This is a genomic window from Embleya sp. NPDC059237 (genome assembly GCF_042754105.1).
GTDB lineage: Bacteria > Actinomycetota > Actinomycetes > Streptomycetales > Streptomycetaceae > Embleya.
In genome coordinates this window covers 1-18,050 of record NZ_JBHZAE010000045.1, presented here as the reverse complement: position 1 = coordinate 18,050, position 18,050 = coordinate 1, and the positions used below count along the sequence as shown (strand labels likewise).

Here is an 18,050-nt window from a genome sequence, read left to right as displayed (position 1 = left end):
GGCGCGGGGGCCGGCACGGGCCCGGGGGCCGGCGCGGGCCCGGCACGGGCCCGGGGGCCGGCGCGGGGCCCGGGCGCGGGGGCCGGCACGGGCCCGGGGGCCGGGCTGGGGGAACGAGGGAGCGAGGAGACAGAGGGAGAGGGAGAGCGAGGAGAGGGGACGGGAACAGGAACAAAGGAGGGGTTACGAGCCGGAGGAACGAGGGCCGGGAGGGAGGGGGCCGGGCCGCCGGGAGTGGATTGGGGTTACTCACGATGAACCCCATATACAGCCTGCGCATTTTCACGGGTGCACATCGGGCCCTGACCTGCGGATACAGCCGCTTGGGGGGCGTCGTTTCCAAGGACGACGCCCCAGGCGACGGGGCAGGCGACGCCCCAGGCGACGCCCAAACGGTCCGGGGGTGCACCGCCCGTTCGGGGGTGTCGGGCGGGGGTTACGAGGCCGCTCGGCGGGCGTCGGGGATGTCGGCGGCGGCCAGCAGGTCGAGGGTCGCGGGGTCGGGTTCGGCGTCAATCTCGGCCAGCGCCCGCCGCAGCGCCGCCAGGGTGCGCACCGCGGCGTCGGTGCGGCCGGCGTCCAGTTGCAGGCGCAGGGTCCTTTGGTGGAGGGCTTCGTTGGTGGGGTCGAGGGTGATCGCGCGGGCGAGCAGGTCCAGGGCGCGGTCGGTGTCGCCGGTGGTGGTGTGGTGTTCGGCCAGGCGGGTGTGGGCGTCGACGATCCGGTGGTGGACGCTCTCGCGGATCTCGTCGACGAACGGATACGGCGAGCCCTCGAGATAGGGGCCGCGGTAGGCGGTGATCGCCCGCTGCCACGCGGCCGCGGCCTGGGCGGGGTCGGCGGCGTGCGCGGCGGTGTCCAGGGCGGTGGTCAGGATGCGTAGATCGCTGGTGATCTGGTCCGCGGCCAACAGGTAGCGGTCCCCGGAGCGGGAGAAGAACACCGCCCAGCGCGCGCCGACCGCATCCCCGGCCCGGGCGAGGATCTTCCGGGCCGAGCGGCGGATGTTCGCCATCTCCCTGCGCGCCTCCACCGGATCGAACGGCGCATTCAGTTTGTCCGCCAATTCCTCTCCTCGAATTCCCTCCGGATAAGCTGCCAGGAGACCGAGGAATTCCTTCACCCCCGATTTCAGGGATGTGCCCAGCGGGATCGGTTCACCGCCGGCGTCGATGCCGAAATTCCCCAGCACCCGCAACACCACCACGGGCTCCGAGGAACGCGGCGCGCCCCGCTCGACGGGGACCCCGTCGCTCTCGGCGTCCTCGCCCCGGTCCGAATTCGTCTCCGCGTCCGTGTCGGGGGCTTCGGGGTCGCTGTCGTCGTGTCGCGCGGTGCCGATGCCGTCCGGCTCGTCCTGCGGTCGCGTCCCGTTGCCGGCATCGGCATCGGCATCGGCGTCGCGTTCCGGGGCGGGGGCGGTGTCCGCGTCGGGTTCGTGGTGGTCCGCGGTGTGGGCGTCGGCCGGGGCGGTGGTGCCGGTGGCCGGGTCGGCTCGGGCGTGGGCTTCGTCGTCGACGTCCGCATCGGCCTCGGCGGCATCGGGCGGGGAAGGCGGTGTGGCCGGCATGCGGTGCGGGGGGTCGGGGAGTTCGGTGGTGGTGGGCAGGCTCACCACGATCGTGGACGTCCCGCCTCGGCGTGGGGTCGCGGGGCGGATGCTCGGGCGGGGGGCGGCGGTCGGTCCCGGTGGGGTGCGGCGCGGGCGGGCGGTGGGTGGGTTCGGGGTGTGGCCGTGGGCGGCGGCCAGCAGGTCCAGGAGGTCGCGGGTGTGCTCGGGATCGAGGTGGAAGAACCGCACCGACGGGCCCACCGTGTCCGCCGCGCGGGTCAGCGAGCCGTCGGGCTGGACGTGGCAACTCGCACCCGGCCACGTCCCCAGGGTCAGGACCGCCACTCCCCCGCCGGCGCCGTGCGCGGCGATCGCCCGCATCCGCGGCAGGCGTTGCCGATCCGCGCGCGTCAGCAGGATCAGCGTCCCGGGACCGCCCTCGTCGGCGCCGTCGCTTTCGGCGGCGCGGCGGTGGGCCAGCAGGTGGGCCTCGGCCTCGTCGAGAGCCCGGTCGAGATCGGCCACGATCCGCAAAGGCCCACCCTCGCGCGGCGGTCGGTGGCCGGGCAGGACGATCGCCGCGTCCGCCGCGGTCAGCAGCACCCGTGCGGGCGGCGGATCGGGGCGGGTGCGTTGGGCGGCGGTGGCCACGCTCATCGCCACCGCCCGAGCCACCCCCAACGCGCCCGGGCCCGTCAGCCCCAGGCCGTTACCGGCGGTGGCATCCCACACGGTCAACTCCCGGCGCCCGCGCACCCCCACCGTGATCGTCGATGCCGGCTGCGGCGGCGCAGGGACCGGGCGGCGTGGGGCCACGTCGGCCGACGGTGGGGCGTCGTGGGCGGGTTCGTCGCCGTCGGGATCGTCGGGGGTGGGGGTGGTGTGGTGGGCCCACAGGTGGGCGTGCTGGGCCTCGCGCACGATCCCCGACAACGGCGGCGGCTCCGCATCCCCCACCCGATGCCGACGACGCCTGTGCGCACGCGCGAACGCCAAAGTCGCGGCGATCCCCGCCGCGAGCGTGACGCCGATGAAGGCCGCCTCCCCCACATTGATGCCGACCGGCCCACCGTCGTCCTCGTCCTCGGCGGGCGCAACGGGTGCCGGGCTCGAGGGCACGGGCGCGGACGGCACGGGCGCGGCGGCGGGAGGAACGTCGGCAGGTGGAGCGGCGGTGGGGGGTGGAGCAGGCGCAGCCGGCGGGGGCGCCTTCGTCGGGGCCGGGGGTGCGGCCGGTACCGGAACACTCGTGCCCGGGGCCGCGGTCGGCGCGGAGCCGCCGGGCATCCCGGTGGCCGGGGGCGTGGTGGGCTGTGACGGAAGCGGGGTCGCGGGCACGGAGTCGCCGGGCACGTCGGGCATGTGCGGGTACACGGGTGCCCCGGCCGCGGCAGAGCGAGCGGGCGGGGCGGGCGCCGCGTCCGGCTCCTGTGGTGCTTCGTCCGGTTCGTCGGCGCCCGTTGTGGGCGTGGTGGCGTCGGCGGGCAGGTGGAGGATCCAGCCGGGTTCGATGAGGTCGGGATCGCTCAGGTGGGCGCCGTCGGGTTGGGCGAGGGTTTTGCTGAGGGTGTAGATCTGCGGCCAGCGCAGCGGATCACCCAGGCGCTCGGCCGCGATGTCCCACAGGGTGTCGCCGCGCACGACCGTGTAAGGCACCGAGGGCCCGGGCGCGGCGGTATCGCCGGGAGCGGGGCGGGCGTTCGCGGTGTGCCCGCCGTCGGCGCCCGGCGGCGGGGCGGGCGTGTGCTGGTGGGTGGTCGTCGCCGGTTGGGCGATCCCCGGGGGTCTGTGCGCCGGTTGGTACACGGTCGTGGGTGCCGCGGCGGCGGGGATGGTGCGCCACATCGCCAGGACGGCCAGCATCACGCCCCCGACCAGGACGGCGGCGACCATGCGATGGGCGGGCAACTCCGCCAGGTGCGCGGCGTGGGCGGCGCGAGCTCCGGTGTCGGCGGCCAACGCGGGCAATCGGCGCAGGTACCACCACAGTTCGCCGGCGATGTTGAGGACGAACGCGCACCAGCAGATCCACGCGACGATGGCCAGGAGCCGGACGAGGACGTCCTCGTCGAGGGGTTGGGACAGGTTGTCCCAGGCCCGGCTCGGGGAGCCCCAACCGTCGTCGTGTTGCCAGGGGTCGGGGTTGCCGACGTAACGCACCAGCAGCCACGGGATGCCGGCCGTGACCAGGGCCAGGCCGGCCGCGCCGAACAGCAGGCGCAGGCCGGTTGTCGTCGCGTGCAGGACGCGGCGTGCTCCGGTGGAGGACGGTGTGGAGGTCATGGTGTGCCTCCGGGTCGGGAGTCGTTTTTGGTGAGGACGCCGCGCTGTGCCTCGGCGCTCGCGGTCGCGGTGACCGTGATCTCGGAGACCCCGGCCAGGGTGAGGATCTGCGTGCGCTGCCGATGGGTGACGTGCACGGTCACCCGAGCCCCGGCGACGGTCACGGTGCCCCGGTAGCCGGCGGCGGCCAGGGAGTCCAACGCCGCCTGCCGACCGCGTGCGGCGTCGACCACGGCGGGGCCCGTGCCGCGCGCGGCGGCCAGATCCAGGGCCTGGGCACCGGAACGGGCCGCCTCCTGGGCGGCGTCGAGCGCGTCCGTCTTCGCCGCCAAGGCGAGGCCGCCGTCCAGGACCAGCCCCGCGCACAACATCAGGCCGGCGATCAACGCGGCGACGAACGCGGTGATCCGCCCCGCGTCACCGCTCGGGTCGGCACCCCGTGCCCGAACACGCAGCCGGGCGAGCACCCCTCGTGCGGGCTTCACCGCACACCGCCGACGGTGACACCGCGGTGGGTATCGACGGCACTGGTCGCGGTCGCCGCCAGGGTACGGCTGCCGGGCATCCCCGTCGCGGTGACGTCCGCGAGGTCCACGGTGCACCGGACGGTGACGCGGGCGACGCCGCCGGGCGCGAACGCGGAGACGTCGACGCTCACCCCGACATCGCGACACGACAGGCCGGAGGAGTCCAGCGCGCTGCGCGCGGTGGACTCCGCACGGGCGCGAGCGGTGACGGGATCACGGGCCAGGGACGCGGCACGGGCGGCCTGGTGCGCCGCGTCCTTGACCTCGATCCGATTCCCCGCCAGACGCCCGGCCGCAACCACGAGCAGCAGAACCAGCACCAACAACGGGAGCAGGACGGCGAGTTCGGCCGCCACGGAACCGGCATCGGGCTCTTGGCGCAGGCGCGCGAGCCGGCGGCGCGGCGCGGGTGTGAGGTGGCGGGTGCGGGGTGCGGGCATCGGTCACCGTCCCGGGCCGAGGTCGGGTCTGAAGGTGTCGACGGGGCCGGTGACGACGGCCTCGATGCGTGGGTGCATGCCGGGGACGACGGAGGTGGCGGTGCCGGTGATCACGACCCGCACGGTGGTGGCGTCGCGGGTCACCCGCACGGACCGGCCGTGGAGGGTGCCGCCGGCGACGGCGGCGAGGACCGACTCGGCGCGGGCCTGCCCGGCGGCGGCGCTTCCCCCGTCCGCGCGGGCCTGGGCCAGCGCGCGCGACGCGGCGGCCTGCGCGACGTGCCGGGCGTGTACGGCCAACGCGAACTGCACGATCAACAACAGGATCAGCATCACCACCGGCGTCAGGACCGCCAACTCCGCCGTCACCGCGCCCGCGTCCCCGCGCAACCGCGCACGCACCCGATCGACACGGCCCGGCGCAGCGGCGGGAGACGGAATCGCGGGGCCGGTCGCGTGGGTCGGGCGCGGGGAGTTCGTCGTCGGGGTGGTCATCGTGTCTACAGGAGGGTGAGGAACGCGTGGGCGGCGGAGGCTGCGGTGTGGGTGGCGGCCTCGACGGTGTCCATGCCGAAGTTGATCGAGTTGGCTTTGGCGACGATCTTGTTGCGGAGGATCACCAGGACGGCGATCGCGATCGCGAGCAGGGTCGCGGTGACGATGATCGTCTCGGTGGTGTAGCCGTCGTCCTCGGTGCGCAACCGATGCCACAAGGCCCGCGCCCGGGCCCAGCGGGGCTCGGGGGTGGTGGGTTCGTGTTCGTCCGGGGTGGTGTTCTCGTCCGGGATGGTCATCGGTGCCTTCCTTGCGTGCGAGTCGTGGAGTCGAAGTCGGCTTCTCGGGGGCGTGTCGCGAACTCACGGGCTTTTCACAGGCCGGCTCCGACGGCGGAGACGGCGGGGTAGCCGATGAACAGCAGGAACCCGAGGAACAGGACCGCCAAGGGGAGGGTCATGCGTTCGGTGGCGGCGCTCGCGGCGCCCTGGGCGTCGGTGAGTTGGCGGGTGCGCATACTCGCCGCCTTCGACGTCAGCGAGGCGCGTACCCGGGCCCCTTCGGAGCCGGCCAGGGCGACCGTGGCGGCGAGCTCTCGGAGTTCGCGCACGTCGAGTTCCTCACCGAGGCGGGCCAGCGGCTCCCAGGGGGCGGTGCGGGTGAGCGCGGCGGTCGACAACGCGCGGCGCAGTTGTTGGGCGGCCCAGCCGTGGGGGACGGACGCTGCGTCGTTGAGGGCCTGGTCGACGCCGGCGCCGCCGGCGAGGGAGACGACGGCCAGGTCGAGGAACACGGAGAGGGTGTGGCGCATCTGGGCGCGGCGGGCGCGGGCCTTGGCGCGCACGTCGGCGTCGGGCGCGAGGAACAGGGCGATGCCCAGGCACAGGGCGGCGCCGGTGGGGGTGACGACGTCGGGGCCGATGGCACCGCCCGCCATGAGCAGGCCCAGGAACAGCGGGGGCAGGACGAGTCCCGCCACGCCGGCGGCGGCCTTTTCCGCGAGGTGGCGTTCGACGCTGCGGCCCACCACCCGCAGGTCCCGGCGCAGGGTGGTGCCGGGGAGGCCGAGGGCGGTCAGGGCGGGGACCATCACGCGTCCGGCGCGGGCGGACCAGCGCTCGCCCTCGGCGTCGGCGATCGGTGCTGGGGTGGCGGAGCGGTGGAGGGCGGCGAGGGCTTCGGACAGGGGGGTTCGGGGTGGGAACGCGGCCTTGAGGGCGATCAGGACGCCGGTGCCGGCGAGTGCGCCCAGGACCATCGGCCAGATCATGACGGCATCGCCTCCCGGGGCGTTTCGGGTGTGGCGGTGTGGGGTTGGAGCAGGCGCGCGGGGGCGGGGATCGCGGCAATCTTCGCCATCCAGGCGAACGCGAGGGCGAACAGGCTGCCGGCGGCGGCCAGGACGAGTTGCCCGGTGCCGGTGTCGAACGGATCGAGATAGGGGCGGTTGAGCAGGACCAGACCGGCGGCCATGGCGAGGGTGGTGCCCACGACGATCCGCACACTGCTGTGCACACGGGTGCGCTCCGCGTCGACCTTCAGGCGCATGACGACCTGTTCGCGGGCGGCCTCGGCCAAGGTGCCCAACAAGGCGGGGAGTTGACGAGCCTGGCGTTCCGCCGCCAGCACGAGGGCGGTGACGACGAGGTCGCAGGTGGGGTCGTCGACGTCGTCGGCGAACGCCCGCAAAGCGTCCGGCAACCGCTCCCCCGCCTCGATCCGCGCCGCCAACGCCCGCACCGGCACCACCAAGGGCCCCGGCGGAGCCGCAGCCGTCGCCCGCAGGCCCTGCTCCAGGCCCGCGGCGGCGGACAGGGTGTCGCGGAGCATCTCGGTCCACACCGCCACCGCCTCGATCCGCTCCGTGCGCTCCTTCGCCCCACGGTCGGGGGCGACGATGCGCGGCACCAGCAGCACGGCAATCGCGGTCAACAACCCGCCCACGGGCCAGCCGGTCAACGCGCCGGCGATGATCCCGGCCACGACGGCACCGACGACCAGGCGCTGATGCCGCATAACCTCCCGCGCCGCGAGCACCCAACGAGGTACCGCCCTGTCGGTGTCCGGTTCGCTCCGCACGGGGGTTCCCCGCCATCCGGCGACGGCCAGCACCACCCCACCGGCGAACCCCATGCCCAGCAAGCCACACAGCAGCACCGCGCCGTTCACCGGGCACCACCCCATCCCCCCGCGGCGCCGAAGGCGCCGACGGTGGGCGGTTGCCAGCCGACGCGGAACAGGCGCTCGGCGGTCTCCGCGCGCAGCGGCGTGGCCGGTACGGCGCGCAGGTCCGGGCCGGGACGGTAGATCTCGTTGGAGACGACCTGCGGGCCGTCCGCGCCGACGATCTCGCGGACCGAGTCGACCACGCGCTGTTTGTCGGTGGACCAGGTCACGTGCACGACGAAATCCACGGCGGCCGCGACCAGGAGGTTCGTCGCCTCCATCGACAACCGCTCCGGGGACTGCGCGGCGTAGGCGGCGAGTTTCGCGAACACCCCGGCGGAGGTGGACGCGTGGATCGTCGACAGGGAGCCGTCGTTGCCCTGGGACATGGCGTTGCAGGCGGGCACGACCTCGGAGCCGCGGATCTCCCCCACGATCACCCGATCCGGCGCCATCCGCAGCCCTTTGCGGACGAGTTCGGCCTGGTCGATCGCGCCGACACCCTCCAGATTCGCCTCGCGGGCCTGCAGGGCGACCACATCCGGGTGCGCCTGCTCGTCCCGCTCCAGGCCCAGCTCGAACGTGTCCTCGATGGTGATCAACCGCTCCTCGGGCGCAATCTCCGACACCAGGCCGCGCAACAGCGTCGTCTTGCCGGTGTCGGTGCCACCCGCGACCAGGATGTTCATCCTCGCCCGCACCAACGCGCCCAGGAGATACCGCAGGTCGCGGTCGAACACACCCAGGTTCTCCAGGACGTCGAGGGTCACCCGGGGGAAGCGGTGCCGGCGAATCGACACCGAGACGCGCGGCGTCAAAAACATGACCGCGAACAGGCGGCTCCCGTCGGGCAACTGCAGGTTCAGGCTCGGCTGGGTACGGTCGATACGCCGCTCCTCCGCACCCGAACGCGCGGCCACCGTGCGCAACAACTCGACGAGTTCCTCGTCGCTCGACACGAACGGCTCGACCCGCTCCTTGCGCCCGCCCGCATACCTGACGAACACGCGGTCGTAGCCGTTGACGTGGATGTTCTCGATCTCCGGGTTCTCCAACAACCGCTGCAAACCACCCAGACCGAACAGGCCGTCCACCACCAGGCGCGTCACCCGCGCCTCCGCGAGCTCGTCCAACGGGGCGCGGCCAGCCTGCAGGCTGGTGGCGGTGTCGGCGGCCAACTCCGACGCCAACAGGCTGCGCACGGTCGCCTCGCGTTCGGCGACGGTCTGCGCCGGCAGACCGGCGTCCTCCAGTTGTTGGGCGTAGGCGGTCATCCGCGGGCCGATCCGCTCGCGCAACGCGGCCGCGTACGCCTGCTCGTCACGACCGGGGGTCTGCTCGTGGCCGATCCACGGCAGGTGAGCCGGGTCTCGTGGGGTACTCATCGACGGCCTCCCTTCTCGATCCCGCCCGGAGGCGTCGGCTCGGAGAGCGCGGTCTGCCGTGCGGTGCCGACGCCCGGGAGTTCGATGTGGCGGCGGACCTCGCGGATCAACTCCTCCATCGCCACCGGCAGACCCCGGCGGCCGCGTGTGCGGCGCGGCAGAGCGCCGCGGCGGAACGCATCGACCGCGTCGGGATCCCACGGCAGGTGCTGCACACGGTCGAGCCCGAGCGTGCGGGCGATCTCGGCCATCGGGTACGGGCACGGCCCCACCACGGCCAGACACATCCACGACGCGGCCACCTTGAGGTCCTCGATCCCGGCCGCGACATGCGCAAGGGCGTCCACCCCGCCCCGGGTCACCAGCACGAGCGCGTCGGCCACGCCCGCCCACGAGGACTCCACCGGACCGAGCCGGCCGACGTCGACGACGAGCACCCCGGCCGCAGCCGCGGTGTTCGCGGCCCGCACCGCGGCGAACGAGGAACGGGCGAGGAGGTCCGCCCCGGCACGGGCCTGCGCCGCGCTCGCGGGAGCAGCCACCAGCAACGCCCCCGGCTCCGCGAGGGACTGCGCCCAGCAAGCGATCAGGTCCCCGGGGTCGGAACCGTGGCGCACCGCGCCCGCCAGGTCCAACAGGCCGGGGCTGTGGGACAGACCGCGCCAGGCGGCCACGTCCCCACCCGAAGGGTCGGCCTCCAACAACAACCGCACCCCGGCCGGCACCTCCCCCGACGCCGGGTCGGACGCAACGGTGGGCCAGCGGGTCGCCAACGCCAACGCCGTCGTCGTGGCCCCGGGCGCACCCTTGAGCGAGGCGACCACCACCATCCGGCGCATCACGGCACCTCGCTCGTGGTCGCCGGCAACACGATCAGGCGCGGCTCCCGCATCGCGGTAACCGTTCGCGACGCGGGAATCTCCACCAACAGACTCACCGTGGTGTCCTGCGTATTCGCCGCCGCACCGCCCAGGGTCACCACCGTCGCCACCACCCGCGCCGCCGCAGGCTCACTCGCCGCCGCCCCCGACGCGGCGGGTACGGGCGCGGCCGGTGGGGCGGCCTCGATCACGGCCACCCGCTGCCCCTCCCGCAACTGGCCGGGCGCGCCACCGGGTTTGACCGACACCGACACCACCGCCCGACCCGCAGGCGGCCACGCCTGCGCCTCACCCAGGAACGAACGCTGCAACAGCGCCCCGGACTCCAGCGGAACCAGCGTCACCCGGCCGACCACCTGCGCCCGGTCACCGTCGCGGAACAGGCCCAGGCCACCGTCCTCCGCCACTCGAACACGGCGCAGATCCCCGTCGCCGATCACCTGCCCGGCCGGGACCGTGCGGGACAACGCCAACACACTGTGGCGATCGCCCAGGCGCTGCGCCGCGAGCGCGAACAACAGACCCGCGACGACGACCAGAGCGATCCCGCCCCACAACCAGCCGTACCTGCGCCGGCGTTCACCCACCACCGCAGGCGCCCGCCGCGCGACACCGCGCCGCGCCTCCCCGGGCGTGCTCCGCCCCGCGCGGCCGCGTTTCGGGGCGCCGTTCAGGCCCCGCGCGGGCGATTCGGGCATGGGGGTACCCACAACTCGTCTCCCATCGAAAAGTCGGATCGAGCCCTCGAACAGGCGTCGTGTCAGGAAATGGAGGGGGTCAGGGGCGGTAGTCGACGACGACGGCCTGCACCTCGGCCACCCGCGTGGCGACCTGCGCGGTGGTGCGCATCCCCGGCACAACGCCCGTCTGGCCAGCGCCCGCCCACGTCACGGTCCACTCGATCGTCGCGGACAGGGTGTACGCGGCGCCCGGCTGCGACGCGGACGAACGGACGTAGGTGTGACCACAGTCCGGGGACGTCGACGCCGGGTCGAACCGAGTCGAGTACGCGGTCCCCGGCCCGGCACAGGTGACGGTCGCCCCGTCGCCGGTGGTCCAGATCACCCGCTGCGGCGTCGCGGTCGCCGTCACCGACACCCCCGGCACCGCCGCCGCCGCCGACACCGGAACCCACGACGCCGGCGCAATCCACAACCACGTCGGCACATTCACGATCTGCTCACCCAGCGGGTTCGTCGCAATCACCGGAGACGGCAACCGCAGCTGCGACACCGCCGTCTGCGCCACCTCCTGCGGCAACGGCGGAGCAGGCGGCGCGGGCGGTACACCGGTGTTGCGCAACGCGGGAGGCGCCAGCCCGGGCGCGGGATTGCCGAGCGGTCCCTGCACGGGAGGACCCTGGGGCGCGGTTCCGCCCGAGGTTCCGCCGGTACCCGCAGGCGTGGTGCCGTGTCCACTCCCACTGGGGGCACTCGTACCGGGGTTGTTACCAGCTGAAAGGGTGCACTGTGCTCCGTTGCATGTGATCTTTCCACCGCCGCTGTTGGTGGTACCGACGATGTCGTCCGCGAACGCCTGGGTGCTGCAGGCGGCGAGGAGTAACCCGAGGACGACTCCCAGCACGAGGGAACGAGGTCTCAACATGAGCCCACCTCCTCGATGGTGAGATGGGTGACTCTCCAACCGACGGTGGTCCGAGTTACTGTCGCCTCTGCTCGGTGGTGGCCGCCGGGAACGTCGTCCGCCAACTTCCCGTCGGACAGCCGGTACTTCAGCCAGTTGGAGCCGTCGACACAGTCCGCCACGGTGACCTTGTCCCCGGCCTCGGCCACCACGCGCGGTGCGATCACCGGTTCACCCTTCGCCACGAGCCCCTTCTCCTTGTTGTTGAGGTTGCTGCCGACGAAGTACGCCAAGGCGTCGTCGTGGGCGTATTCGCGCAATTCCGGATTCTCGTAATCGGAGGTGAGCGCGGCCTTCGTCGCGGCGGCCCACAGACTGCGGTAGGTGGTGAGCGCCACCCCGCCCGCCCCGGATGTGGGAGTCGCACTCGTGGTGTTCGACGGCTGCGTCGTCTTCTTCGCGCTCGGCGAGTCCCCCGAGTCGCATCCGGCCGCGACCACGGCCAGTACGGCCAACCCCATGGCCGCTGTTGTGCCCCGCATATCCGTGTTCCCTTCTCCGCCGACATGGCGTGCTTCTCCGATTTCGGTGATCACACGGCCGCGTCGGCAAGTCCCATATAGTCGCTGACCTGCACGGGAAGCGGTAGGTCGTGAGGAACAGCCCCCCGGGATGCACGTGCGGATATGCCTCCCTGATCTTGCCTATTCGATCTTTCGTCGCATGGCACGGTGCCTCCAACTGGGAAAACACGCTCGACGCACGTAATCGTCGAATGACACGATGTGACGCGCACAGCGACAAACGTCGTGAACATCAAAGGAACAAACAAGTCGATTTTCAGTCGCCGCATCCGTGGACGTGACGGCCTTGGGGGATGGACGTTGGACGCCGACCACATCCGGCGCGAGGACCTGTGTCACCTGCTCACCACCTGCCGGGCCCGTATCGACCCCGGCGACGTACACCTGGGCCCACGCACCGCCGCGCGCGCACCCGGACTGCGCCAGAACGACGTCGCCTCGCTCGCCGGGGTGAGCCTGCGCTGGTACGCCACCCTGGAACGCGGCGACTACACCGCTCCCCCCGCCGACATGCTCCGCCGGGTCGCCGACGCCCTGCGGATGACCGCGGCCGAACGCGAACGCCTGTCGCTCCTCGCGTGCCCTCCGGCCCAGGACCCGCCCCCGGAGACGGTGCCGAAAGACAGATATCGCGAACTCCTGCAACGGCTCGAACCCCGACCCGCCGCGCTCCTGGACCACGCGATGAACCTCGTCGACGCCACCGCCCCGTTCCGCGCGTGGCTGGGAACTTCCAGGGACGGGCCCTGGGTCAACGGACTGCTGTGGGCGTTCGGCCCGACGGCCGCCCGCCGCTTCACCGACGTGGGCCGACTGCGCGACACCGCGGTGGCGTTGGCCCGGGACCTTCGGGTACGGCGCCCGTTCGACACCGACGTCACCGCCGCACTGGAATCGCTGCTCGCGCTGCCGGGCATCGCGCCGCACTGGCACAGCCAGGACGCGGCCCTGATCGAACCGGTCATCGCACACGAGGAGACGACCGAGGACGGCGCGGTCCACGAAGTACTCACGGTCACGACCCGACTGGCGGGCGGATGGAGCCTGTTCGCGATGTACGAGCCCACCGTAGCCGGCCCCTCATCGACCACGCCATAGCCCGCGAGTAAAGAGTGGCCTGTGCGAGTTGGACAGGTCTGTTGGCGGCGAGAAGGTCAGGTCGAGGTGTTCAGCGCTGTGTCGATCAATGCGCGGGCCTGGGCGCCGTGGACGGCGAGGCGGGAGAGTTCGGCGAAGGCGCGGAGGTAGCCGTTGACCTCGCTCGGGGCGGTGACGCGGATCTCGGCAGTGAGCAGTTCGATGCGTACCTGGGAGTCGTCGAGGACGAGGAACGACTCCAGAGGCAGGATCGAGTCCCGGCGTGCGTGCATCGGCAGGATGCCCAGGGACACGGCGGGAAACGCCATCAGGGCCAGGAGGTGACCCAGTTGCTCGGACATGACCGCGTCGTCCGCGATGCGGTGGTGAAGGACCGCTTCGTCGATCAGCAGCACGAATGTGCGCTCTGCGGATGCCCGGACGATCGAGGATCGTGCGAGGCGCGCGGTCGCCGCCTCCTGTGAGTCGTCGGGGATGCGGTCGAAGCGGGCCACGGAAGCCAACAGGGCCTGCGCGTAGGCGTGGGTCTGTGCGAACCCGGGCATCACGTCGCACCGATACTCGCGAAAGCGGCGCGTTCTTTCGAACTCGGCGGTATAGGAATCCTGGAGCCGACGCAGGCCACCCCTGTGTCGCCGCTTCCATTCCACGTACAGCGAGTCGACATCCCGGGAATGGGCCAGCAGGTCCTCGACCTGATCGTCCGCGCCACACACCGCGCACCAGATACGGATATCCGACGGTGAGGGAAGCGTCGCGCCGGTCGTCAGACGGCTGGACTTCGACGCGTGCCACCCGGCTCGGGCTGCAAGACGGACGCCGTCGAGATCCGCGTTCCGCATGATCTCGCGCAGGCGCGCGCCCAACGCCGCGCGGGCGGCCTGAGCGCCGGAGGACGGTGAAGTGACCATGACTACGCGTACCAGCGGTACTGGGATCCGGGTTCAGCCGACTCGATACTCCTCGTGTGGAGTGGCCCGCTCCCACAACCGCTCGAACACCTCGGAGTACGCGGCGGCCCGCGCGGTGTCGCGCACCAGTTCGTGGCCGATCATGCGATTGTCACCGCCGAAGTGATGCAGCAGCAGAACCTGCTCATCGAACACCCAGCCGTCCAGCGCGGGCAGCGTCAGGTCGCCCGCTTGTGCACGAGGCAACCACCGGACTTCCTCACCGGCCTTGATGTTCTGTCCGGTGCCGATGTGCTCGTAGCGGATGTATTCCGAGACCGGCTCGGAAACCACCCGCAACCTGCGGAACGTGACACCACGACCGGTCGCCGCGACCACCTCGTCCAGGAACGGCGCCCACCACGCCGCCTCCTCCTCGTCCGAGACCCGACCGGCTCGCCACGCCTCGAAGTCCTCGTCCAACACGGAGAAGACGACCGCGTTCTGGGACACCATGGTCGCCGCGTGGCGCGGCGACGGCCGGATGCGGGTCCGCGAGATCGACCGGGTCCTGTCGTTCGCCGGGGCCGTCCTGCACGGTGACCGGCCCGACGGCTCCGACAGGTTGGACCCGCTGCCGACGATCGCTTACGACGGCTCGGTGGTCCTGATCTCGCCCGAGCTCGCCGGGTTCGACGACGAGAGATTCGGGACCTTGACGACGGGGAACGTCCGTCACACCCCGCTGGACATGCTCCTGGACGAAGCCGCCGACCGCACCGCATGGCTGGCCGAATTCCTCGCCGGAGTCGATGCCTGCCGGGCCGGCTGCCCGTACTACGCGTTCTGCGGCGGTGGCCACCCCGCGAACAAGTACTTCGAGCACGGAGGCCGCTTCGACGGCACCCGCACGCGATACTGCACCGCCTCGAAGGTCGCCCTCGTGGAAGGAGTGGCACGCCATGCTCGCACTTGCTGACCGCATCGCGGCCGATCCGGCGGCCTGGTGGCCCCTCGTCGCCGCTGCCTGCACCACTGTTGCCCCGGCCGGGTTCGACAGCCGCCCCACCTGGGACAACCAGGGTCAGCGATTCGACAATCGGCCGACCTGGGACAACTGGAGCAAGTAGCCGAACCGCCAGGCAACAGATCAGCGCGCAACGACGAAGCCCGCCTCCGCCGCGAGTTGCTCGGCCACCTCGCGCGCCTGGTCCCCGTCCAGGGTCGCCCCCCGCAATGTCATCAGCCCGTGCACCCCGTCGAGGCGCGAACCACGCACATCCGCCCCGCGCGCCGACGTCGCCTCGAACTCGGCACCCGACAGGTCGCAATCACGGAAGATCACCCGATCGAACGAACCGGACAGCACGGCATCCTTGAACGAACACCGCTCGAACACCGTCCACGCCCGGCCACGCTCGCGGCCCAGCGCCATCATGTCGAACCGCGTGTCCACCGCGTACACGTCGTCGAGCGTGCCGCTCAACGCCAGACCCACAGCCCGACAACCGTCCAGCTCCACCCGGGACATACCGACATCGCGCCACCGCGCGTTGGACAGATCGCAGCGCCTCATCACGACGTCCGCGAGCCGCAACGGTTGGATGTACGTCTCGCCCAACCCGACGTCCGTCAACGACCCGTAGGTGATCGCACCTTCGGAGCGGACCCCCGTGTGCGCACCGCCGTCGACGACCACCGCCGTCAGGTCGACGAGGCCCTTCAACAGACCCGGATCCTCCTCCAGGTCCACGGCCTCGAGGTTCGGACGCTGTACGGACCGTCGTTCGCCGAAATCGCGGAACTCCATGACCGCCAGGCTAGCCGGAGCGAGCACCGCAGGCGGGCGGCCCGGTCGCCAACGGACGCCGCGACCCGATGCGGCAGCTCGATGGTCTCCGCCTGTTCGGCCTCCGGGCTCAATGGCCTCCACGAGCAGTTGGCGGCGCATGCGTGACATCCCGTCGTACGCGAATCCCCGGAGACCGGATGGACCCTTCCCGGCGGCGAGCGCCGCTCGGAGTGGACAGAAGCGTGGGCGAACCGGGTCACCGTCGTCGATTGGCGAACCCAGCCCGCCCGACCCGCCGCAACGAAGGGGCCGAACCGTCAGCCTCCCCTGCGCGCACCGCCCGAGGTGCGACGCCGAGTCCCCGGGTCGGCGCACTGGCACCCGGTGGCTGGGCCGCCGAGACTCGGGTCACCTGGCATCCGTGTTCACCGGTGGCGTTGCGGTCGATGGCCGAGGTGTAGTCGCCGTTGCGAAGGCATCTCTCCAGCCGTGCGGGAGAGCGCCCGCGTCCGCGAGGAGGCGGGCGATCCCTGTCGTCACCTGTCGTCTCTGCGATAGGTGCCGGGGCGGAACCGTTCGGGTGGTCGTTCAACCCGCCCGGCGTGGGCTGCGAATTCCCTGGTTTGATCCATGCCTTGTCACCACCGTGGTCGGCCATGCGGTCCTCCCTCGGTCTTTCGCCCCGGCCCGGGGGACGGAGCGCTTCGTCGCGTCGGGTCCTCCCGGGCATGGCGTAATTCACGCGGGAGGGTGGTCTGTCGCAACGTACGGGCGACACACACGGACGTTCATCACGACCAGCTGGACTGGCGACGCCACGTGATGCGAGCGGAACGTATGGGCCCAGGACCAACCTGCGCGGCGTGAACCTCTCCCGTTTCGTCGGGCATGAGCGCTACCGTGACGCGGTGAGGACGCCCCCCATTCGCCGGGGCGTCCTCAGTGGAATAGTGCTTATGCAATCGCAGCTATGCACGCCGCAAACGCGCTCGGTACGAACGTGAGCGCAGGGCCTGAGGGAACCTTCGAGTCCCGGACGGCGATGGATGGCGTGGGTAGCCGGGCGACTTCCACACACTGGCTGTTGTTTCCGGTGTACGAGCTGGTGCGCCAGGGAGCCCCGGATAGTTCCGTGGCATCGTCGACGTAGGCGTGGCTCATGTCTCTCGCTTTCTTCCGGTTGATCAGACGAGGCTGCTGATCAACGCGCGGCTGTCCTTGGGGCTGAGGGCCGAGTTTCGCAGTTCGATGAACAACCTCCGCAGGTGGCGTAGTTCGAGCGGGGCAGTGATGGCCGTTGCTCCGCTGACCGATTCACCGAAGGCCAAGTCCCCCTCGCCGTAGGGCATCTCGTACAAGTTGAACGTACCCGTCTGCGTACCGTTCTCCCCCGCCGCGTAGGGGATGACCTGCACTGTGACGTGCTCCAGGTGGTCGACCACGTCGAGCAGATGGCGGATCTGGCCTCCGTAGACGTCCGGGCCACCGACGACGAAGCGCAAGGCTGCTTCCGTCACGATCGCCTCGAGTCGGAGCGGGCGATCGTCCCGCAGGCGCTCCTGCCGCTTCATGCGAACCTCGGTGAGCGCATCCACCTGGCCACGGCTCAGGTCCGCCGAACCCATGGCGTTGACGGCGAAGGCGTACTTCGGCACTTGGAGCAGAGCCGGAACAAGAACGGTCTGATAGTCGAGGCAGCGCAGCGCTACGGATTCGGCTTCCAGTAGACGCGCATATGCGCTTCCGACGTTGTACGTGGCCCACCACGGGGCCTCGGCTTCGTGTGCCTGTTTGCGCAGCGACTCAAGGGCAGCGATTTGCTGCTCGTCGAGATTGTAGACCTTCGCGAAGGCATTGATCAGCGTGCGCGTCACGATCCGCTTGCCGGTCTCCAGGCGACTGATGTGCGCCCCCGAGCATCGAAGTTTTGCTGCGACCTGTGCGCCGGTCATCTCGCTGTCCCTCCGGTGCTCGCGAAGGAGCTCCCCAAGCCTGCGACGAGCATTGCCGGTCGTGGACGGATTCATGAACTCACCTTCTCCGAAAGCCTGTTCGCTATATCGCGACTCGATCGGATCGAGTCTGAGGGTAGCCGCCTTCCTCGTCACGTGACAGCGACTCGGTAATTCTTGGTAAGTACCGGTAAGACACCCTGCCCGCTTGACCGTGCACCCACGATCGGACAAATCTGTGGATGTGACGGAACGCGTTTCTCCGCTCACACAAGATCTCCAACTCGGCACGGCGATCACCGTACGACGTTCTCCGACATGCCCTGAGCTTGGTCTTTATCCTGTGCGGTCGTGGTGGGCGGTGAGGGTGCGCTCGCGTTTGACGGTCTTGCCGACGTCGTAGCGGGGTGCGGGTCGAAGA

Annotated in this window: 20 protein-coding genes; 3 read left to right on the top strand and 17 right to left on the bottom strand. The window is 71.4% G+C overall.

Annotated elements, in window-relative coordinates:
* Positions 1 to 436: 436 nt before the first annotated feature.
* From ACFXKZ_RS52005 to ACFXKZ_RS51950, 12 genes are all read right to left on the bottom strand, one after another.
* Positions 437 to 3,835, bottom strand: coding sequence for a BTAD domain-containing putative transcriptional regulator (locus tag ACFXKZ_RS52005; RefSeq protein ID WP_380015508.1), 3,399 nt, complete (start codon positions 3,833 to 3,835; stop codon positions 437 to 439).
* Positions 3,832 to 4,320, bottom strand: coding sequence for a pilus assembly protein TadG-related protein (locus tag ACFXKZ_RS52000; RefSeq protein ID WP_380015505.1), 489 nt, complete (start codon positions 4,318 to 4,320; stop codon positions 3,832 to 3,834). The genes ACFXKZ_RS52005 and ACFXKZ_RS52000 overlap by 4 nt, the downstream gene beginning before the upstream one ends.
* Positions 4,317 to 4,802, bottom strand: coding sequence for a TadE/TadG family type IV pilus assembly protein (locus tag ACFXKZ_RS51995; RefSeq protein WP_380015502.1), 486 nt, complete (start codon positions 4,800 to 4,802; stop codon positions 4,317 to 4,319). Before ACFXKZ_RS51995 ends, ACFXKZ_RS52000 begins: the two co-directional genes overlap by 4 nt.
* A 3-nt stretch (positions 4,803 to 4,805) precedes the next feature.
* On the bottom strand, positions 4,806 to 5,297 hold the full coding sequence (locus tag ACFXKZ_RS51990) for a TadE family protein (protein WP_380015499.1): 492 nt from the start codon (positions 5,295 to 5,297) through the stop codon (positions 4,806 to 4,808).
* 5 nt (positions 5,298 to 5,302) lie between these two features.
* Positions 5,303 to 5,596 carry a hypothetical protein gene (locus ACFXKZ_RS51985; RefSeq protein WP_380015496.1) on the bottom strand — a complete coding sequence of 98 codons (294 nt, stop codon included), beginning with the start codon at positions 5,594 to 5,596 and terminating at the stop codon, positions 5,303 to 5,305.
* 74 nt (positions 5,597 to 5,670) lie between these two features.
* Complete coding sequence (locus ACFXKZ_RS51980; protein WP_380015493.1) at positions 5,671 to 6,567, bottom strand: type II secretion system F family protein; 897 nt, start codon at positions 6,565 to 6,567, stop codon at positions 5,671 to 5,673.
* Positions 6,564 to 7,466, bottom strand: a complete 903-nt coding sequence (locus ACFXKZ_RS51975) for a type II secretion system F family protein (RefSeq protein ID WP_380015490.1) — start codon at positions 7,464 to 7,466, stop codon at positions 6,564 to 6,566. The genes ACFXKZ_RS51980 and ACFXKZ_RS51975 overlap by 4 nt, the downstream gene beginning before the upstream one ends.
* Positions 7,463 to 8,848 carry a CpaF family protein gene (locus tag ACFXKZ_RS51970; protein ID WP_380015487.1) on the bottom strand — a complete coding sequence of 462 codons (1,386 nt, stop codon included), beginning with the start codon at positions 8,846 to 8,848 and terminating at the stop codon, positions 7,463 to 7,465. Before ACFXKZ_RS51970 ends, ACFXKZ_RS51975 begins: the two co-directional genes overlap by 4 nt.
* The gene (locus ACFXKZ_RS51965) at positions 8,845 to 9,687 is read right to left on the bottom strand and encodes a hypothetical protein (RefSeq protein ID WP_380015484.1); all 843 of its coding nucleotides are present in this window, start codon (positions 9,685 to 9,687) and stop codon (positions 8,845 to 8,847) included. The genes ACFXKZ_RS51970 and ACFXKZ_RS51965 overlap by 4 nt, the downstream gene beginning before the upstream one ends.
* The gene (locus ACFXKZ_RS51960; protein ID WP_380015481.1) at positions 9,687 to 10,427 is read right to left on the bottom strand and encodes an SAF domain-containing protein; all 741 of its coding nucleotides are present in this window, start codon (positions 10,425 to 10,427) and stop codon (positions 9,687 to 9,689) included. The genes ACFXKZ_RS51965 and ACFXKZ_RS51960 overlap by 1 nt, the downstream gene beginning before the upstream one ends.
* Positions 10,428 to 10,506: 79 nt before the next feature.
* A complete protein-coding gene (locus ACFXKZ_RS51955) occupies positions 10,507 to 11,079 on the bottom strand; it encodes a hypothetical protein (RefSeq protein ID WP_380015478.1) in 573 nt (190 codons plus the stop codon).
* 248 nt (positions 11,080 to 11,327) lie between these two features.
* Positions 11,328 to 11,855 (bottom strand): hypothetical protein, encoded by a 528-nt coding sequence (locus tag ACFXKZ_RS51950; RefSeq protein WP_380015475.1) that lies wholly within the window; start codon positions 11,853 to 11,855, stop codon positions 11,328 to 11,330.
* A gap of 342 nt (positions 11,856 to 12,197) precedes the next feature.
* Here ACFXKZ_RS51950 and ACFXKZ_RS51945 point away from each other — a divergent pair, with 342 nt between their 5' ends.
* Positions 12,198 to 12,995: a helix-turn-helix domain-containing protein gene (locus ACFXKZ_RS51945; protein ID WP_380015472.1), complete on the top strand. Its 798-nt coding sequence runs from the start codon at positions 12,198 to 12,200 to the stop codon at positions 12,993 to 12,995.
* Positions 12,996 to 13,051: 56 nt separating this feature from the next.
* Here ACFXKZ_RS51945 and ACFXKZ_RS51940 read toward each other — a convergent pair whose 3' ends face one another.
* Together ACFXKZ_RS51940 and ACFXKZ_RS51935 are read right to left on the bottom strand one after the other, a co-directional pair.
* Complete coding sequence (locus ACFXKZ_RS51940; protein WP_380015469.1) at positions 13,052 to 13,906, bottom strand: DUF5753 domain-containing protein; 855 nt, start codon at positions 13,904 to 13,906, stop codon at positions 13,052 to 13,054.
* Positions 13,907 to 13,939: 33 nt separating this feature from the next.
* Positions 13,940 to 14,401, bottom strand: coding sequence for a DUF6879 family protein (locus tag ACFXKZ_RS51935; protein WP_380015466.1), 462 nt, complete (start codon positions 14,399 to 14,401; stop codon positions 13,940 to 13,942).
* On the opposite strand from ACFXKZ_RS51935, the gene ACFXKZ_RS51930 reads away from it, so the two are divergent.
* A complete protein-coding gene (locus tag ACFXKZ_RS51930) occupies positions 14,400 to 14,864 on the top strand; it encodes a hypothetical protein (protein WP_380015463.1) in 465 nt (154 codons plus the stop codon). The genes ACFXKZ_RS51935 and ACFXKZ_RS51930 overlap by 2 nt on opposite strands.
* Positions 14,848 to 15,015 carry a multiple cyclophane-containing RiPP AmcA gene (gene amcA, locus ACFXKZ_RS51925; protein WP_380015460.1) on the top strand — a complete coding sequence of 56 codons (168 nt, stop codon included), beginning with the start codon at positions 14,848 to 14,850 and terminating at the stop codon, positions 15,013 to 15,015. Before ACFXKZ_RS51930 ends, amcA begins: the two co-directional genes overlap by 17 nt.
* Before the next feature lie 20 nt (positions 15,016 to 15,035).
* Here amcA and ACFXKZ_RS51920 read toward each other — a convergent pair whose 3' ends face one another.
* From ACFXKZ_RS51920 to ACFXKZ_RS51910, 3 genes are all read right to left on the bottom strand, one after another.
* The gene (locus ACFXKZ_RS51920; protein ID WP_380015455.1) at positions 15,036 to 15,695 is read right to left on the bottom strand and encodes a pentapeptide repeat-containing protein; all 660 of its coding nucleotides are present in this window, start codon (positions 15,693 to 15,695) and stop codon (positions 15,036 to 15,038) included.
* A 936-nt stretch (positions 15,696 to 16,631) separates the two neighbouring features.
* Positions 16,632 to 16,838 (bottom strand): DUF397 domain-containing protein, encoded by a 207-nt coding sequence (locus ACFXKZ_RS51915; protein WP_380015452.1) that lies wholly within the window; start codon positions 16,836 to 16,838, stop codon positions 16,632 to 16,634.
* A gap of 23 nt (positions 16,839 to 16,861) precedes the next feature.
* The gene (locus tag ACFXKZ_RS51910) at positions 16,862 to 17,704 is read right to left on the bottom strand and encodes a helix-turn-helix domain-containing protein (protein WP_380015449.1); all 843 of its coding nucleotides are present in this window, start codon (positions 17,702 to 17,704) and stop codon (positions 16,862 to 16,864) included.
* Between the last annotated feature and the right edge of the window lie 346 nt (positions 17,705 to 18,050).

Coding starts and splice junctions, on each gene's coding strand:
- ACFXKZ_RS52005 (WP_380015508.1), bottom strand. CDS start 3,835: ATGACCTCCACACCGTCCTCCACCGGAGCACGCCGCGTCCTGCACGCG.
- ACFXKZ_RS51995 (WP_380015502.1), bottom strand. CDS start 4,802: ATGCCCGCACCCCGCACCCGCCACCTCACACCCGCGCCGCGCCGCCGG.
- ACFXKZ_RS51990 (WP_380015499.1), bottom strand. CDS start 5,297: ATGACCACCCCGACGACGAACTCCCCGCGCCCGACCCACGCGACCGGC.
- ACFXKZ_RS51985 (WP_380015496.1), bottom strand. CDS start 5,596: ATGACCATCCCGGACGAGAACACCACCCCGGACGAACACGAACCCACC.
- ACFXKZ_RS51980 (WP_380015493.1), bottom strand. CDS start 6,567: ATGATCTGGCCGATGGTCCTGGGCGCACTCGCCGGCACCGGCGTCCTG.
- ACFXKZ_RS51970 (WP_380015487.1), bottom strand. CDS start 8,848: ATGAGTACCCCACGAGACCCGGCTCACCTGCCGTGGATCGGCCACGAG.
- ACFXKZ_RS51965 (WP_380015484.1), bottom strand. CDS start 9,687: ATGCGCCGGATGGTGGTGGTCGCCTCGCTCAAGGGTGCGCCCGGGGCC.
- ACFXKZ_RS51960 (WP_380015481.1), bottom strand. CDS start 10,427: ATGCCCGAATCGCCCGCGCGGGGCCTGAACGGCGCCCCGAAACGCGGC.
- ACFXKZ_RS51950 (WP_380015475.1), bottom strand. CDS start 11,855: ATGCGGGGCACAACAGCGGCCATGGGGTTGGCCGTACTGGCCGTGGTC.
- ACFXKZ_RS51940 (WP_380015469.1), bottom strand. CDS start 13,906: ATGGTCACTTCACCGTCCTCCGGCGCTCAGGCCGCCCGCGCGGCGTTG.
- ACFXKZ_RS51930 (WP_380015463.1), top strand. CDS start 14,400: ATGGTCGCCGCGTGGCGCGGCGACGGCCGGATGCGGGTCCGCGAGATC.
- ACFXKZ_RS51935 (WP_380015466.1), bottom strand. CDS start 14,401: ATGGTGTCCCAGAACGCGGTCGTCTTCTCCGTGTTGGACGAGGACTTC.
- amcA (WP_380015460.1), top strand. CDS start 14,848: ATGCTCGCACTTGCTGACCGCATCGCGGCCGATCCGGCGGCCTGGTGG.
- ACFXKZ_RS51920 (WP_380015455.1), bottom strand. CDS start 15,695: ATGGAGTTCCGCGATTTCGGCGAACGACGGTCCGTACAGCGTCCGAAC.
- ACFXKZ_RS51915 (WP_380015452.1), bottom strand. CDS start 16,838: ATGAGCCACGCCTACGTCGACGATGCCACGGAACTATCCGGGGCTCCC.
- ACFXKZ_RS51910 (WP_380015449.1), bottom strand. CDS start 17,704: ATGAATCCGTCCACGACCGGCAATGCTCGTCGCAGGCTTGGGGAGCTC.